This window comes from Aeromonas sp. QDB62 (assembly GCF_027705695.1).
GTDB classification, from domain to species: Bacteria; Pseudomonadota; Gammaproteobacteria; order Enterobacterales; family Aeromonadaceae; genus Aeromonas; species Aeromonas allosaccharophila.
The window spans coordinates 1-16,684 of record NZ_JAPDCD010000003.1 but is presented as its reverse complement, the minus strand read 5'-3'; the positions used below and the strand labels follow the sequence as shown (position 1 = coordinate 16,684).

The 16,684-nt window shown below is 60.0% G+C and carries 10 protein-coding genes and 2 pseudogenes; 6 read left to right on the top strand and 6 right to left on the bottom strand.

Annotation, left to right across the window (positions count from 1 at the left end; genetic code table 11):
* Positions 1-38: 38 nt before the first annotated feature.
* The 3 genes and pseudogenes from OKC27_RS02125 to OKC27_RS02115 all read right to left on the bottom strand — a co-directional run.
* Entirely contained in the window at positions 39-722 is a 684-nt protein-coding gene (locus OKC27_RS02125; RefSeq protein ID WP_234604709.1) for a glycerophosphodiester phosphodiesterase, read from the bottom strand.
* A 24-nt stretch (positions 723-746) separates the two neighbouring features.
* Positions 747-2,462, bottom strand: a pseudogene (locus OKC27_RS02120) (mechanosensitive ion channel domain-containing protein); the annotation flags it as partial.
* A 1-nt stretch (position 2,463) separates the two neighbouring features.
* A pseudogene (locus OKC27_RS02115) lies at positions 2,464-4,830 on the bottom strand (miniconductance mechanosensitive channel MscM); the annotation flags it as partial.
* 155 nt (positions 4,831-4,985) lie between these two features.
* Here OKC27_RS02115 and OKC27_RS02110 point away from each other — a divergent pair.
* Complete coding sequence (locus OKC27_RS02110) at positions 4,986-6,323, top strand: MATE family efflux transporter (RefSeq protein WP_270805912.1); 1,338 nt, start codon at positions 4,986-4,988, stop codon at positions 6,321-6,323.
* Positions 6,324-6,426: 103 nt separating this feature from the next.
* Here the strand turns inward: OKC27_RS02110 and OKC27_RS02105 are convergent, their stop codons facing one another.
* Positions 6,427-7,248, bottom strand: a complete 822-nt coding sequence (locus OKC27_RS02105) for a peptidoglycan DD-metalloendopeptidase family protein (protein ID WP_182938037.1) — start codon at positions 7,246-7,248, stop codon at positions 6,427-6,429.
* A gap of 260 nt (positions 7,249-7,508) precedes the next feature.
* Here OKC27_RS02105 and OKC27_RS02100 point away from each other — a divergent pair, with 260 nt between their 5' ends.
* On the top strand, positions 7,509-8,288 hold the full coding sequence (locus OKC27_RS02100) for a BPSS1780 family membrane protein (RefSeq protein ID WP_270805911.1): 780 nt from the start codon (positions 7,509-7,511) through the stop codon (positions 8,286-8,288).
* A gap of 43 nt (positions 8,289-8,331) precedes the next feature.
* Here OKC27_RS02100 and OKC27_RS02095 read toward each other — a convergent pair whose 3' ends face one another.
* Entirely contained in the window at positions 8,332-9,255 is a 924-nt protein-coding gene (locus OKC27_RS02095) for a LysR family transcriptional regulator (RefSeq protein WP_270805910.1), read from the bottom strand.
* 126 nt (positions 9,256-9,381) lie between these two features.
* Between OKC27_RS02095 and OKC27_RS02090 the strand changes: the two genes are divergently transcribed.
* From OKC27_RS02090 to oxyR, 4 genes are all read left to right on the top strand, one after another.
* On the top strand, positions 9,382-10,242 hold the full coding sequence (locus tag OKC27_RS02090; RefSeq protein WP_270805919.1) for a Vmh family MBL fold metallo-hydrolase: 861 nt from the start codon (positions 9,382-9,384) through the stop codon (positions 10,240-10,242).
* 74 nt (positions 10,243-10,316) lie between these two features.
* Positions 10,317-10,970, top strand: a complete 654-nt coding sequence (locus OKC27_RS02085) for a DsbA family protein (protein ID WP_270805909.1) — start codon at positions 10,317-10,319, stop codon at positions 10,968-10,970.
* Positions 10,971-11,129: 159 nt separating this feature from the next.
* Entirely contained in the window at positions 11,130-12,770 is a 1,641-nt protein-coding gene (locus OKC27_RS02080) for a methyl-accepting chemotaxis protein (RefSeq protein WP_270805908.1), read from the top strand.
* A gap of 156 nt (positions 12,771-12,926) precedes the next feature.
* Positions 12,927-13,826 carry a DNA-binding transcriptional regulator OxyR gene (oxyR, locus tag OKC27_RS02075; RefSeq protein ID WP_182932784.1) on the top strand — a complete coding sequence of 300 codons (900 nt, stop codon included), beginning with the start codon at positions 12,927-12,929 and terminating at the stop codon, positions 13,824-13,826.
* A 49-nt stretch (positions 13,827-13,875) separates the two neighbouring features.
* Here the strand turns inward: oxyR and OKC27_RS02070 are convergent, their stop codons facing one another.
* Complete coding sequence (locus tag OKC27_RS02070; RefSeq protein ID WP_234604715.1) at positions 13,876-16,347, bottom strand: penicillin-binding protein 1A; 2,472 nt, start codon at positions 16,345-16,347, stop codon at positions 13,876-13,878.
* Positions 16,348-16,684: the final 337 nt, after the last annotated feature.

Below are 16,684 nucleotides of genomic sequence, written 5' to 3'. Positions count from 1 at the left end.
TGCTTAAATCAGTGGTTATCCATACGCGTATCGCCCACTCACTGCGTCAGAAAGCGATCCGGTCGATTGGTAAAGATTCCATCGACCCCCATGCTGGCGAGCATTTCATAATCTTCAAGATAATCAACGGTATAAACCAGTACCTTGAGCCCGCGGCGATGGGCATCTGCAACCAGCGATTGATCCACAAAATCCACGTCGCAGTTGAGTGACCAGGCTCCCAGCTCGTCGGCAAACTGCGCCAGTTTGAGCGGCAGGTTGGCGGTCAGGGCGCCGAGCCGGATATCGGGCCGCAAGGCGGCAAAGCGGGCCAGCTCCGGGTGATGGAAGGAAGAAACCACCCATTGGCTGGGGGTAAAACCAAGCTCGGCTTCTGCCCGTCGGGTCAGGGTTGCCACCGCGTCGGCGGTATGGGCGCCCTTGAGCTCGATATGCAGCTCGCAGCGTCCGGCGATGATCTCCATCACCTGCCACAGGGTCGGGATCACCTCTCCCTCACCGGCATCGAGCTGCTCCAGATAGGAACGCGATTGCTCGGTTAATACTCCCTTACCGTTGGTGCAGCGCTCCAGCCGCCGGTCGTGAAAGACCCACAACTCGCCATCGGCCGCCTGTACGTCGATCTCGATGGCTGGTGCTCCCAGCTCCAGCGCTTTGGCCATCGCCTTGAGGGTGTTCTCCGGTGCCAGACCGCTGGCGCCACGGTGGGCAATAATCTGCATGTTCTGCTCCTTCTACCTCGCGGGTCAGCCGCGGCTCAGGTGAATGTCGATCTGTTGATGGGGCAGGGTAAGCCCCTGTTGCTGCATATTCTCCAGCACCAGCGAGTGAACCTCGTGGGTGATGGGCATCCGGTGATCCATGTTGTTGACGTAGAGGCGGATCTCGTAGATCAGCGCAGAGTCGGTAAATTCGATCAGGAACACCTCGGGCGTCGGCGTCTCCAGCACCAGGGTCGATGCCTGGATGGACTCTTCCAGAATGCGCTGTACCAGTTTCGGATCCCGGGTCAGGCCGATACGGATCCGCAGTTTGACCCGGGTGATGGCATCGGAGAGCGACCAGTTGATGAACTGCTCGGTGATGAAGGCCTTGTTGGGCACGATGATCTCCTTGCGATCCCAATCCACTATGGTGGTCGCCCGGGTTTTGATCTTGGTGACGGTGCCGGTGAGATCGCGGATGGTGACAGTGTCACCGAGCCGGATCGGCTTTTCAAACAGGATGATGAGGCCGGAGACAAAGTTGGCGAAGATCTCCTGCAGGCCGAAACCCAGCCCCACCGAGAGGGCGGCGACCAGCCACTGGGTCTTCGACCAGTCGATGCCAAGCATGGAGAAGCCGGTGAGGGCGCCGATCAGGATCACCAGATACTTGCTGGTGGTGGTAAGGGCAAAGCCGGTTCCCGGGGAGAGGCTCAGATGTTGCAGCAGGGTCAGCTCCATCAGCCCCGGCAGGTTGCGGGCTGTCACCACGGTCAGGATAAAGACGAAGGCGGTCAGCATCAGATCCTGCAAGGTGATGGCCGAGAGCTGCTCGATGCCGCCAATCTTGCTGCTCACCTGCCACACCTCGATATTGCTGAGGAAGCTGAACGCTGAGTTGAGATCAGACCATTGCACCACCACCAGCATGGTGAAGCCCAGCATCAGCAGGGCACGTACCAGTCCCAGCGACTGGGCGCTGATGGTATCGAGATCCAGCTCGGTCTCTTCCACCACATCGGGGATCTCCGAACTCAGCTCCTCCTGATTGTCGTCACGACCACGCTGGGCCAGGATTTCGGCCCGTTTGCTCTTGGCTCGCTCGAAGGCGAGACGGCGGCGCTGGATCAGCATCCAGCGTCTGGCCAGATAGTAAACCAGCAGGCAACCCAGCCCCATCAGCAGGCTCAGCTCCAGCTGGCGCAGCAGGATGCGCGAGGTGTAGAAGTAGCCAAACAGGGCTCCGATCACCGCCAGCAGTGGCGCCAGCATCAGGCTGTTCCAGATGAAGTGGTGCAGCAGGTGGGGCTTGGTCATGTCGCTCTGGCCCCAGGTGAGCGGCAGCCGCTCCCGGTTGAGGCGGGCGAAGAAGAGCAACAACCAGAGTGCGCCGATCATGAAGGCCATCCGGCCGAGGGAGTCGTAAAAGGCGTGCTCCTGATAGCTGTTCGCCATCCCTTGTACGAAGAAGCTCGGGATCAGCACCAGCAGCAGGGTGCGGAACTGGTTCCAAACCTGCTGCACCCGCTCTTTTGGCCAGCGGAAGTGGTGGATCAGGATCCCTTTTTCCAGGGTCAGATGGCGGGCCATCACCAGCGCCAGCAACAGAAACCAGATCTCGCCAAGGCCACGCGCCACCGCCACCGCAAACGGATATTGCCAGGCCCCTTCGAGCAGGCCGCGCACCATCAGCACCATGGCGGGCAAGGGGAGCGAGGCGAGCAGGGAGCGCAGCAGCAAGCGGCTGGTGAGGCTGAAGTACCAGTCCCAGCGACTGGGCGCTGATGGTATCGAGATCCAGCTCGGTCTCTTCCACCACATCGGGGATCTCCGAACTCAGCTCCTCCTGATTGTCGTCACGACCACGCTGGGCCAGGATTTCGGCCCGTTTGCTCTTGGCTCGCTCGAAGGCGAGACGGCGGCGCTGGATCAGCATCCAGCGTCTGGCCAGATAGTAAACCAGCAGGCAACCCAGCCCCATCAGCAGGCTCAGCTCCAGCTGGCGCAGCAGGATGCGCGAGGTGTAGAAGTAGCCAAACAGGGCTCCGATCACCGCCAGCAGTGGCGCCAGCATCAGGCTGTTCCAGATGAAGTGGTGCAGCAGGTGGGGCTTGGTCATGTCGCTCTGGCCCCAGGTGAGCGGCAGCCGCTCCCGGTTGAGGCGGGCGAAGAAGAGCAACAACCAGAGTGCGCCGATCATGAAGGCCATCCGGCCGAGGGAGTCGTAAAAGGCGTGCTCCTGATAGCTGTTCGCCATCCCTTGTACGAAGAAGCTCGGGATCAGCACCAGCAGCAGGGTGCGGAACTGGTTCCAAACCTGCTGCACCCGCTCTTTTGGCCAGCGGAAGTGGTGGATCAGGATCCCTTTTTCCAGGGTCAGATGGCGGGCCATCACCAGCGCCAGCAACAGAAACCAGATCTCGCCAAGGCCACGCGCCACCGCCACCGCAAACGGATATTGCCAGGCCCCTTCGAGCAGGCCGCGCACCATCAGCACCATGGCGGGCAAGGGGAGCGAGGCGAGCAGGGAGCGCAGCAGCAAGCGGCTGGTGAGGCTGAATTTGTCCTGGGTCACCTTGCCGATCCGCGGCGCAATATGGTCGCAATACTGGTTCAGATGACGGGCCAGTTTGAACCAGCTCCAGGCCAGCACCAGCAGACCAATGCCAGCCAGAGTGAGGCTCAGCGGGTTGTTCTCAGCGATGGCATAGGGCAGTTGCAGCCAGTTGTCCGGGTTGAAGGCCAGCGTCAGCGCAGCAGGAATACCGAGCATCACCTGTGGGGTAAAGGGGCGCACATCCGGCATCCAGAACAGGTGGCTGGCACTGATCTCGCGGATCTCGTCGATCTTGCTGTTCTGGCGGCTGTAGAGCAGCTTGAGCCGGGTCTGCTCCTGGATCAGAGTGTCAGAGGCGTCGTTGAGCCGGGTCAGCAGCTGGCGACGGGCCTTGAGCAGGTTGTCGAGCACCGACAATTGCGGACGATCCAGCGTCACCTCCTCTTCGGCCAGCAGCTTGTCGCGCAACTGGCGAGTATCCTTGAGGCCATCCTGCTCGCTCTCGTACTGGTACTTGGCCATGCGGGCGTTGACGATGGCGGACTCCAGCTTGTCGAGGGGGAACAGGGGGGGCAGATCGGAGAGTTTGCTGCGCAGGTTCTCGCCGTAGGCGTTGCTGATCTGCAGCCACTCCAGCTGTTCGCGCACCGAGTTGACCAGCTCATTCAGTTCAAACAGATTCTTGTCGACGCTGCGCTGCTCGTCCTGCACCCGCTCAATCTGATCCTCCAGCGTGCCGAGCTGGATCGAGAGCGCCTGATTCTGTTGTTGCTGTTCCAGCAGCAGCGGCATGTCGGTGGTGAGCTGTTTGCGCAGCCGCTCGCTCTCCTCCAGTGCCTGCTCGGTCTTCTCCCGCCGCAGCTGGTTCTGCTGGGTCAGCAGGCTGGCTTGCCACTCATCCTCATCGGCGATGGCCAGATTGAGCTCCTGCAGTTTCAGTTTGCCGAGATCGTTGCGCTGCTGGGCCGAGAGCTGCTCCAGCTCCAGCATCTGGATCCGGTCGGAGAGACTCTGCTCCTTCATTCTGGTCAGCAGCAGTTGGGCCTCCTGCTGGCGATCCGATTCGCTGCTGAAGCTCAGCCGCTCCAGCTGGCTGCGGGTCAGTTGCAGCTGTTTGCGCAGATCATCCACTCGCAGGTGGTACTCCTGCCCGGTGCTTTCCAGCTGGTTGAGGCTGTCCATCACCCCCTGCCGCTCCTTGCGCAGGTTGAGCTGGCGGTTGCTGCTCAGGCCAATGGCCTGACGCAGCGCCTCCTCCTTGAGGCTCGTCAGCGGCGGGCGATCGGCGGGCTGATAGTTGTGCAGGCTCTCCTTGAGGCGCGCCGACTCCTTGGGGTAATCGATGAGGATCTGCTGATAGGCCTTGCTCTGCTCCCGGTAGCGCTCGGCCTCTCTGGCAAATTGCAGCGCTTGCTGGTAACTCTCCCGCAGTTTCTGGTTTTCCGGGGTGTCGCTCTTGGGCACGCTCTGTAGCAACGCTTCGATTTGGTCAATGGCATCGTCGGCGCGTACGGCTGGCGGCAACAAGATAAGGGAGAGCAGCAAGAGGGTGAGCAGGCGTTGCAACATGAGGCTCGTTTCCGTTCAGAAGAGGTGGCCCTAGCCTAAAACAGGGCAGGGAGGCGGGTAAAGAAGTCTATATTAATGATTCATAACACAAATAGCAGGAAGTCGGGCTGCCGTTTCGTTATGATCCCGGCCGCACTCTCTCCACCGAGTCGAATATGTCAGCTGTTGATCTGGGCACAGCCCCACTATCTCGCCTTTTCTGGCGTTACGTAACCCCGACCGTGGCGGCCATGCTGATCACCGGCATCTATGTCACCATCGATGGCATCTTCGTTGGCCATGTACTGGGTCAGGATGGCATGGCCGGTCTGATGCTGGCTTACCCCATCTGCGCCGTGCTCTATGCGGTGGGGGCCCTCATCGGCATGGGGGCCTCGTCGCTGGTCTCCTTCTATCTGGGGCAAGGCAATCCGGCCAGAGCCCGCCATATCGTCGGCAATGCGCTGGTGATGGTGTTGCTGACATCGCTGCTGCTCAGTTTTATCGGGATCCGCTATGGCGAGCCGATGCTGGCCTGGATGGGGGCTGAAGGGGAGATCTTCACCGCCGGTCTCTCCTATCTGCAGGCTTACGCCTGGCTTGGCTTCTTTTCGGTGCTGTCGATGGCGTTCAGCTCGCTGCTGCGCAACGATGGTCGCCCCGGGTTTGTCACCATCATCATGGTGGTCGGGGGGCTGCTCAACGTGCTGCTCGACTATCTGCTGATGGTGGTGTTCCCGTTCGGGCTTGCCGGGGTGGCGACGGCCACCATGATCTCCCAGGCGGTGACGGGCCTCGCCTGTCTGTGGCACTTCTTCACGCCGCGCAGCCAGTTGCGGATCGGCTGGGACACCCTGCGCCCCGATCTGCGGCTGATGGGCGAGACGGTGCGACTCGGGATCTCCAGTTTTCTGATGTACCTCTATCTGTCGGTAGTGCTGGCGCTGCACAACAAGGCACTGCTGGCGGTAGGCACTTCGCTGCATGTGGCCGCCTACGGGGTGATCAGCTACACCGAGGCCTTCTTCTATCTGGTGTTCGAGGGGATCGCCATGGGTATCCAGCCCATCGCCAGCTTCAACGCGGGGGCCGGTCACTGGCGGCGGGTGTTGCGGATCCGCAATCTGGCGCTCGGGGTAACGTTGGGGATTGCTCTGTGCGGCATGATCCCGCTCTATTTGTGGCCGGAGGCGGCGGTCTATCTGTTTGCCGGTGACAATGCCACCCTGCTGCCGGTGGCGAGCCTCGGGATCTGGCTCTACTTCTGGGGGCTGCCGATGGAAGGCCTGCTGCTGGTGGGGGCCACCTATTTTCAGGCCATCAATCGGGCCCGCATCGCTTCCCTGCTCACCGGCGGCAAGCTGGTGCTGATCGGTGGCTTCTTGTGGGGATTCTCGACCTTGTGGGGTGTGCCCGGGGTCTGGCTGGCATTGCCAACGTGCAGCTCGTTGCTGGTGCTGGTGATGTGGCGGGCGATGCGTCGGGAGTCCGGTGCCCACGCGTTGGCCGGATAGACAATCAGGTACGACGTGCAGATAGCAGACAGGCAGCCATGGGCTGCCTGTTTTGTTAGCGGACTTTTTGTTAGAGGATTTTTTGTTAACGGACTCTGCCGATTCAGGGCTTGAAGGCGCCGATAAAGATGGCGGGATCGACCCGGGTGTCGTTGAGGCTGACGTTCCAGTGCATATGGGGGCCGGTGGCGCGACCGGTCGAACCGACTCGCCCGACGATGCCGCCGCGCGGCAGGCTTTGACCCAGCTTCACATCGATCTTCGACATGTGGCAGAACATGCTGATGAGTCCCTGACCGTGGTCGACAAAGACGGTGTTACCGTTGAAGAAGTAGTCGCCGATCAGGATCACCTTGCCGGCGGCGGGGGATTTGATCGGGGTGCCGGCGCCCACGGCGAAGTCGAGGCCGGAGTGGGGGTTGCGCTCCTCGCCATTGAAGAAGCGACGCAGGCCAAACGGACTGGAGAGGGGGCCGTTGACCGGCTTGTCGAACATCAGGTTGCTCGGCTGGTTGGGGCTGAAGGTCTGGTAGGCGCGGGTCTGCTCCGCCAGCTCGCGGTTGATGCGGGTCATATCCTCGGCGAGCGGGTTTACCTGACGGCTGTTCTTGAGCTTGATGTGTTGCTCGCGGTAGTGCTTGGGGGTGACGGTAAAGCCGAGCGTGCGGCCATCACCAGTGGTCAGTTGTTGGGCCCCAAGCGGGTTTTTGAGAGAGATGCCGACGATAGCTATCCACTGATTGTCTTCACGCACCACCAGCACAGGCTTGTCGTGATAGCGGGCCGTGGGTGCAGTGACAGACGCGCCAAGAGGGATCACCGCAACGCCACCCGGCACCGGATGGTTGAGCAGGCGACTGATAAAACCTTCGGCCAGGGCCGACTGGCTGGCCAGTAACAACAACAGACAACAAACAACTCTCATGACGATACCACGCGATGTTAAAACGCCCGGGATGGCGGGATGACACTCCATTACCCGGCACTGTGACGCTCGGGGGAGGGGGCAGATTGTGCCTCGTTATGGTCGGGGCAGCCAGAGGTGGGACGTGGCTGACGCCCCTTTTGTGCATCGCTGCGTCAGGTTTTATGTCGTGATGGGGCCGCATCGCCATTGAGTCGCCCCCGCCCTGGCTCTAGAATCGGCTTCCGGCACTGATGCCACCGACACTCCGAGGAGACGATATGAACGGATTACCCCCTTTGCGCACCACACCTGCCCGGCACACGACAGGTCGTGGCTGGGTCTGGGTTCGCAGCGGGTTCGATATCTTCAACAAGGGGATGGGGATCAGCGTGGCCATGGTGCTGGTCTGGTTTATGGTGGGCATGCTGCTGGAGCAACTGCCGGCGGGTGGCCTCATCTCCCAGTTGCTTTACATGGTGTGGGGCGCGGGTTGGGTGGCGGTCGCCGCTCGGGGTTATCGGGGTGAGCCGCTGCAGTTCACCGATCTCTTCGCCGGTTTTCGCCACAAGTTGACCCCGCTGATGCTCGGCGGTCTGCTGGTGTTGCTGCTGTTCAGTCTGGTGGGCCTCGTCTGTCTCGGTCTGCTCTCCATGTGGGGGCTGCTTCCGCTGCTGACTCAGGATCCCGAGAGCATGGTGGTCTCTGCGAGCCAGTTGCAGCAACTGCTGCTGGTGTTGCTGGTGGGGATGCTGCTCATTGTTCCCGTGCTGATGGGGGTCACCTTTGCTCCTGCGCTGATCTACTACCACGATATCGGCATCATCCAGGCGGTACGGCTGAGCTTCGCTGGCTGCTGGCGCAATATGTGGCCCTTCTTCTGGTGGGGGCTGCTCTCAGCCATTTTGCTGCTGTTTGGCGCGGCGCTGCTGCTGCTGGGTCTGCTGGTGGTGATCCCGGCGCTCAACTACTCCATCTATGTGGCTTATCGGGATATTTTCCTCGACGAGAGTGCGCAGCAGGAAGCGCCGCACTCAGAACCATTCGGATTTGAAGCCTGATCAACTGATGAAGATGAAGAAGGGGCCCGCAGCGGCCCCTTCTTCATTTTCGGCTGTGAGGAGGACTCACCTCCTGCCAGACGGGATCGGCCGCCATGCGGGCCAGCAGAAAGTCGAGGAAGCTGCGCAGCAGCGGTGACATCTGTTTGCGGGTGGCATAGACCCCGTAGATCCCGAGTCGCTTCGGTTGCCAGTCGGTCAGCAGGGGCACCAGCTCTCCCCGCTCCAGATAGGGCTGGGCGGAGTAAAGCGGCTGCAGGCTGATCCCGGCGCCGCCCAGCGTCGCCTCCAGCAGCAGGTTGGAGATGTTGGCGCTCAGGTTGCCGCTGACCGGCACCGACTCGGGGCCATCCGGACCATTGAACTCCCACAGGCTTTTGCCGAAGTAGGTGTAGGTGAGGCAGTTGTGCAGCGCCAAATCCTGCACCTTGTGCGGCATCGGATGACGGGCCAGATAGGTCGGGCTGGCACAGACCACCGAGTGGCAGGTGCCAAGACGGCGCGCCACCAGATTGGGGTCGAGGTCGTTGGTGATGCGCACCGCCAGATCGATCCGCTCCTCCACCAGATTGACGGTTCTGTCGAGCAGCAGGATGTCGATGGCCGTTCCCGGGTATTGCGCCAGATAGTCGTTGGCTGCCCCGACCAGCAAGGCTTCTGACAGGGAGTAGCTGCTGGTGATGCGCAGTTGCCCCTTGGGGGCGTCATCGCTCTTCACTGCGATCTGCTCCATCTCCTCGCCGAGCGCCAGCATGGCGCGGGCCCGGTTCAGTGCCTCTTCTCCCGGCCCGGTCAGGCTCAGACGGCGGGTGGTGCGGTGCAGCAGGCGGGCGCCCATCCAGCTCTCCAGTTCGGCCAGATAGCGCGACACCATGGCGCGCGACATATCCAGTTTCTCCCCGGCGCCGCTCAGACTCCCCTGCTCGACAACGCTGACGAAGACCCGCAATGCGGTCAGTCGATCCATCTATGGCTCTCTATATGTTCGATATATGCAACAGTGATGCGCTTTTTACGCTGTATTTGCAACTTAGTCGATCCAATACACTCTGTCCATCAAATGAACCCCCGAATACTTAATGAGGAATAGATGATGAACAACACCCTGATCCGCAACCTGACTCTGGCTACCACCCTGCTGAGTGGCGCTGCCCTAGCCGCCCCCCTGAGCGTGACCGTCTACAACCCTGGCGAGAAGGCGATCTTCCCGGTCTCCTCCTCACTGGTGACCGGTGACAAGGAGGCCATCCTGATCGATGCCCAGTTCGACGTGCAAAATGGTCAGGCGCTGGTGGACATGATCAAGAAGAGCGGCAAGAAGCTGACCACTGTGTATATCAGTGCCGGTGACCCCGACTTCTACTTCGGTCTGGAGCCGGTCATGGCCGCGTTCCCGGATGTCAAAGTGCTGGCTGACCAGCATGTGGTTGACCATATCAACCAGACCAAGGATGCCAAGCTGAGCTACTGGAGTCCGATCCTGGGCAAGGGCGCACCGAAGAGCCTGACCGTGCCGCAAGTGATGACTGCCAGCCACCTGACGCTGGATGGCGAGAAGATCGAGATCAAAGAGATGAACACCCCGAATGCCTACCTCTGGGCCCCTTCCATCAAGACAGCTTTTGGTGGTGTGCCGGTCTACCACGGGGTGCATGTCTGGATGGCGGACAGCCAGACCAAAGCGGCCCGCAGCAACTGGGTCAAGGCGCTGGATAACCTGCTGGCACTGAAACCCGAGCGCGTTGTGCCGGGTCACTTCCTAGGGACTGTTCCCAAAGGCACTGCCGCAGTGACCTTTACCCGTGACTATGTACAGCGTTTCGAGCAGGCGCTGGCTAAGGCGAAAAACTCTGGCGAGCTGATCGAGGCTCTGAAGAAAGCCTATCCGGCACTGCCGGTTGACGATGGTCTGGCCATCGGCGCCAAGGTCAATACCGGCGAGATGAAGTGGTAAGCCACTGAGCCTGCTCTCCCTGTGTTTTTTACCGGGCCCCAGGGCCCGGTTTTTTATCCAAGATTGAAGCGAGAATGACGATGAGCGAACAACAAACCACCCTCCATTATGTCTATGACCCGCTCTGTGGCTGGTGCTACGGTGCCGCCCCCCTGTTGCAGGTGGCAGCCACCCTTGCCGGACTCAAGATCGAGCTGCATGCGGGCGGCCTCTGGCTGGGCAGCCGCCGTCAGCCGATGGGCGAGGCATTGCGTGATTATGTGCGTCCCCATGATCAGCGGATCGAAGCGCTGACCGGCCAGCATTTTGGCGAGCGTTACTTCAATGAACTGTTGCTACGGGAAGGGAGCCTACTGGACTCCGAGCAGCCGATCCGAGCGGTCTTGGCCGTCACGGCTCTGGGGGGCGATGGGCTGGCCATGTTGCACCGGATCCAGCAGTCCCACTATCAGGACGGGCTTTGGATTGGTGAACCGGCGTTTCTCGCCACGCTGGCGGCAGAGCAGGGGATTGCTGCCGAGGCATTTCAGCAAGCCTATCTGCAGGCCCCTTTGCTGCCACATCTGGCAGCCAGCCAAGGCTGGATGCAGCGGCTCGGCGGTCAGGGCTATCCAACCCTCGGGTTGATGCACAACGGTCGGGTCACGGCTATTCGCGTGGCCGATTTTCTGGGTGATCCGGACGGTCTGCGCGCGCATCTGTTGACTCTGCTGGATAACGCGGGTTGATTCATTTGGAGAAGCTTCAGGAAGCGAGTCTGGCGCCGATAGCCTGACCATCAGGGGAACGGTATGAAATCCTTCCGTTTTCCGGGTGCAGGCTATGCTCTATATGACCATTCCCGGGGGATTTGCGGGAGTGCAGACTCATTTCAAGGAAGCCCTCATATGTTCAAAAACATGTCTATCGGCCAGAAACTGAGCGCCGGATTTGCCATTCTGGCGCTGTTGGTGTTGGGGCTGGCCTGGTTCTCCAGTAGCCAGCTGGCAAAGCTCTATGGTGATACCGAAACCATTACCGGCAATATGCTGCCCTCTACTCGTCTGGCGAGTCAGATGCATGTCGCCATTCTGGATGCGCGCCGTTCAGAGCTGGCTCAGGTGATCGGGGGGCTGAACAAGGATATGCAGGAGGTCAGCGACCGCACCGCGACCTTTAACAAGGCTAAACAGGAGTTCGAGCAGGCCGCTCAGAAATATGGGACTTTGCCATTCAGTACGGCCGAAGAGAAGCAGGTCTATGAACAGACGATCGCAGCAGGTGCCAAGTATTTTTCGGTGCATGAACAACTGATGAGCGCCTTCGCGGCTGGCGATTTGGAACGGGTCAGAAGTTTGCGCAAGAACGAAACCCGCGCCGCGTTGGAAGAGGTGGGGGCCAAGTCTTATCGCTTGCGAGAGATCAATAACGAAATTGCCGATGTCATGGTGAAAGATATTGCTGCTATGTACAGCAGCGCCAGAACCATGAGTATCATCGTCAGTCTGGTGACGCTGGGCTTTGTGGTGGTGATCGCCTGGCTGTTGACCGGCCAGATCCGCAACCCGGTGCTGGCGTTGCTGGAACAGACTCGCCGGGTCTCATCCGGTGATCTCACCTCCCGCATCGATATGCAGCAGTTCAATAACGATGAGCTGGGGACCCTCGCCAAAGGGTTTGGCGAGATGCAGACCAATCTGCGCACCTTGGTGAGCGAAGTCTCGGGCTCTGTGGTGCAATTGAGTTCTGCTACTGAAGAGATGAGCTCGGTGGCACGCCAGTCAGCCACCAATATGAGTGCCCAGCAACATGAGCTGAACCAGTTGGCGACGGCGATGAACGAGATGCAGGCCACGGTTCAGGAGGTCTCTCGCAATACCAGTGATGCCGCCAGTGCCGCCACTTCGGCCAGCGAAACGGCAGAGTTTGGTGCCAAGACGGTGAATGACTCCATTCAGCGGATTGAACGGGTTGCCGGTGCCATCGAGAGCACCGCCGCAGTGATCCGCCAGCTGGGTGATGACAGCCGCAATATCGGCATGGTACTGGAGGTGATCCGCGGCATTGCCGAGCAGACCAACCTGCTGGCGCTCAACGCCGCCATCGAAGCGGCTCGTGCCGGTGAGCAGGGACGGGGTTTTGCGGTGGTGGCCGATGAGGTGCGTACGCTGGCCAAGCGCACTCAGGACTCCACCTCCCAGATCAACACCATCATTGCCGAGTTGCAGCAGCGTGCCGAGCAGGCGAGCAGTACCATGCAACAGAGCCAGGAGCTGATGAACACCACGGTTGCTACCGCACGGGAAGCTGGCGAGTCCATCTCCCAGATCAGTAGCTCGGTCAGCAGTATCTCCCACATGAACATCCAGATTGCGACGGCCACCGAAGAGCAGGGGGCGGTGAGCGAGGAGCTCAACCGCAACGTGGTCAATATCAGCCATGCTTCCGAAGAGGTGGCCGCCGGTGCCACCCAGATGGCTCAGGCGTGCAACGAGCTGAACCATCTGGCTACCCAGCTGCAGGATATGGTGCGCCGTTTCAGGGTGTAATCCCTCGGCGAGTCAAACAGCCCGATTACCGCAAGGTGATCGGGCTTTTCTGTTTTGGAGCGGTAGCCAGAGAGGTTCACCGCGAGCGGATGACTTGTCCAGCCGGACGATATTGTGCATGCTGATGGCCCATTTTCCAGGCAGGACTCTTGCTGTATGAATCTTCGCGATCTCGAATATCTGGTGGCGCTGGATGAGGAAAAACATTTTCGCAAAGCCGCTGAACGCTGCTTTGTCAGTCAACCCACCCTGAGTGGTCAGCTGCGCAAGCTGGAGGATGAACTCGGGGTTATTCTGATCGAACGCACCTCGCGCAAGGTGCTGTTTACCCCTGCTGGCGATGCCATGGCCCATCAGGCGCGTCGGGTGCTCAAGGAGGTCCGCGAGCTCAAGAGCATCGGTCAGCACTTCTCCGAGCCGATGTCCGGAGAAATCCATATCGGTTTTATTCCGACCGTGGGCCCCTATCTGTTGCCCCGTATTATCCAGACCCTGCGTGAGCGTTTTCCCCAGCTGGAGTTCTACCTCTACGAGGAGCAGACCCAAAGCCTGCTCAAGCGGCTGGAAGAGGGGGAGCTGGATTGCGTCATTCTGGCCGAGATGCCGGGGATGGAGGGATTTGGCTCAATCCAGCTCTACCACGAGCCGATGTGGCTGGCGGTGCCTTGCCATCATCCCGAAGCCCAGGCCAGGCAGGTGCCGCTTGGCAATCTCAAGGGCAAGAAGTTGCTGATGTTGGCCGATGGCCACTGCTTGCGGGATCAGGCGATGGGGTTCTGTTTTGCCGGCGGTATCGGTGAAGATCAGCGGTTCAAGGGCACCAGTCTGGAGACCCTGCGTAACATGGTAGCCGCCGGTAGCGGCATGACGCTGGTGCCAAAGCTGGCCGTACCTGCCGATCATGATGAGGGTGGGGTCAGCTATCGGCCAGTGGTCGATCCTGTGCCGGGACGCACCATCTCGCTGCTCTATCGCCACTACTCGGTGCGTCGCCCTTGCTTCAACGAGCTGGCCTCCTCGATAGCCACGCTGATGACCAAGCAGTTGGCCCAATAAAAAAACCGGCAGCCCTGGCTGCCGGTTTTGCTTCTGCCACGCGAGCGGCTTAGAAGATATCGTCGGTAGAGACAGGCCCTTCCACTGCGGGGTTGTCACCGCCGTAGACCTGATTGCCATCCGAGCTCGGTGCTGCGTAGCGGGTCGGCTCGGTACCTTCCTTGAAGTATTCGTCGGTGCCGCCACCGGTCGCCAGCAGACCGGTTTCGCTGTCAATCTTCACCGTCATGATCCCTTCGGGAACCGGCATCTTGTTCTCGGGCAGTTTTTTCAGGGCGACTTTCATAAAGTCGATCCAGATAGGCTGCGCGGCACCACCGCCAAACTCGGCACGGCCAAGGCCACGCTGATGGTTGTCAAAACCGATCCAGGAGGTGGCGACGATATCCGGGGTGTAGCCGGAGAACCAGGCATCCCGCGATTCGTTGGTGGTACCGGTTTTACCGGAGATGTCGTGACGTTTCAGGTCACGTGCTGCACGCCAGCCAGTACCGCGCCAGCCGTTGCCACCCCAGATTGCGGTGCTCAGGGTGTCGGTGATCAGGAACGCGCTCTGGGCACTGATGGTATGCGGGGCTATGGTCGGCGCGAGAGGGGTCTGCGTGCCATCTTGCGCTGATCCATCAACAGTTGGCTCCGGCAGTGTGCTCTGCTCGGGCGCGGCCGGCTGTTCGCAGCTGGTGCAAGCGATGGCAGGATTGGCCTGATAGAGTGTGGTCTCCAGGCTGTCGGTCACTTTGTCGATGAAGTAAGGGGTCACCAGGAAGCCGCCGTTGGCCAGTACCGAATAACCACGCACCACCTCGAGGGGGGTGAATTCGGCAGCACCGAGCGCCAGCGACTCATGGGGAGAGATAAAGTCGCGCGGGAAGCCAAAGCGGGTCAGACCGTCGATATAGGTATCCAGACCGATAGCGCGCATCAGTCGAACCGACATCACGTTTTTGGACTTGGCCAGACCCAGACGCAGCGGGGTGGGGCCATCATAGACTGCCGGGGAGTTCTTGGGCTGCCACATGGGTCCTTTTGACGGATCCCACTGGTTGATCGGTGCATCGTTGATGAGCGATGCCAGGGTATAGCCATGCTCCAGCGCGGTGGCATAGAGGAAAGGCTTGATGTTGGAACCGATCTGGCGACGCGCCTGATCGACCCGGTTGAATTTGGAGAGTTCGAAGCTGAAACCGCCGACCAGCGCTTCCAGCGCGCCATTTTTCGGGTTCATGGCAACCAGCGCAGCGTTCACATCCGGGATCTGGGCCAGCAGCAGCTCTTCACCCTCTTCCCGCACCCAGATCTGGGCACCGACTTTCAGCACATCACGCGCCGATTTCGGGGCGTAGCTCTGACGGTCGTCGGTAATAAATGAGCGAGCCCATTTGATACCGTTCCAGCCCAGCTCCGCTTCCTTGCCATTTTTCAGCACCAGCGTTGCGCTGCGGTCACCGAGCTTGGTCACGACCGCCGCCATCAGTGGATCATAAGTGGGCTGTTTGCCAAGGTGAGCGACGATCTGTTCGTAATCCCAGCTGGTTTCACCCGCTTTCCACAACTGCGCCGTCGGGCCGCGATAGCCGTGGCGCATGTCATAGGCAAAGACGCCATCCAGCAGCGCCTGTCTGGCCGCCCGCTGACGTTCGGCAGAGACGGTGGTGTAGACATGCAGGCCCATGGTGTAGGCATCTTCACCAAACTGCTCGACCATCTTCTGGCGCACCATTTCACCCAGATAGGGGGCGTGCAGGGTCACTTCGGCGCCGTGGTAACGGGCCTTGATCGGCATCCTGGAGGCTTCGTCAAACTGGGCCTGGGTGATCTTGCCGGTTTCCAGCATCCGGCCTAGCACGACGTTGCGGCGCGCAAAGGCACGCTCGGGGGAGCGGATGGGGTTAAGCATGGAGGGCGCTTTCGGCAGACCGGCAATGATGGCGATCTCGTCCAGTCCCAGATCCTTGACCTCTTTACCAAAGTAAACCTGCGCCGCAGCACCGACCCCGAAGGAGCGATAACCGAGGGGGATCTTGTTGAGGTACAGTTCGAGGATCTCGTCTTTTGAGAGATTCTGCTCGATCCGCCAGGCCAGGAAGACCTCCTTGACCTTGCGGATGATGGTCTTCTCATTGCTCAGGAAGAAGTTACGGGCAACCTGCTGGGTGATGGTACTGGCCCCCTGACGGGCATGGCCGGAGACAGCCCACACCGATGCGGCGCGAATGATACCAATCGGGTCAATGCCCGGGTGCTCATAGAAACGGGCATCTTCGGTCGCCAGCACGGCATCGATCATGGGTTGCGGAATTTCGTCCAGACGCAACGGAATGCGACGAATTTCGCCATATTGGGCGATCAATTCCCCATCCCGGCTGTAAACCCGCATCGGGGTTGCCAGCTTGACGTCACGCAATGCGGTGACATCGGGCAGTTGGGGTTTGATATAGAAGTAGATACCGATGAGGCTGGCAACACCCAGCACAGCACCCAGCATCATGACAATAAACAGGCGAACGAGCCATTTCAGCATGGAAGAACTACCAATCGTCTTAAAATTAGCCAACGGGCGCAGAGTATAGCCCTTTTGCCATCGGGAATTCGAGGTTTTCCTGTGGCGAGCCACCTGCCTCAAAAGGATGCGAGAGGTTAGCACTACGGGGAGCAATAACCAAGGAGGGTCACTTGTCATGAAGAAAGCGAGATGGGTCACTTTTCGGTATAAACTTTACCTGATTACCCATGATTAGCAGTCAGTTACCACGAACTATACTGATCTTACGTACAGTTATCGAGGTGCGAGATCATGGCCAAAAGCAAAATCCAATTCCAGAAAGGCTACAGCCTGTTTGAGTTTCTCAAGGACTATG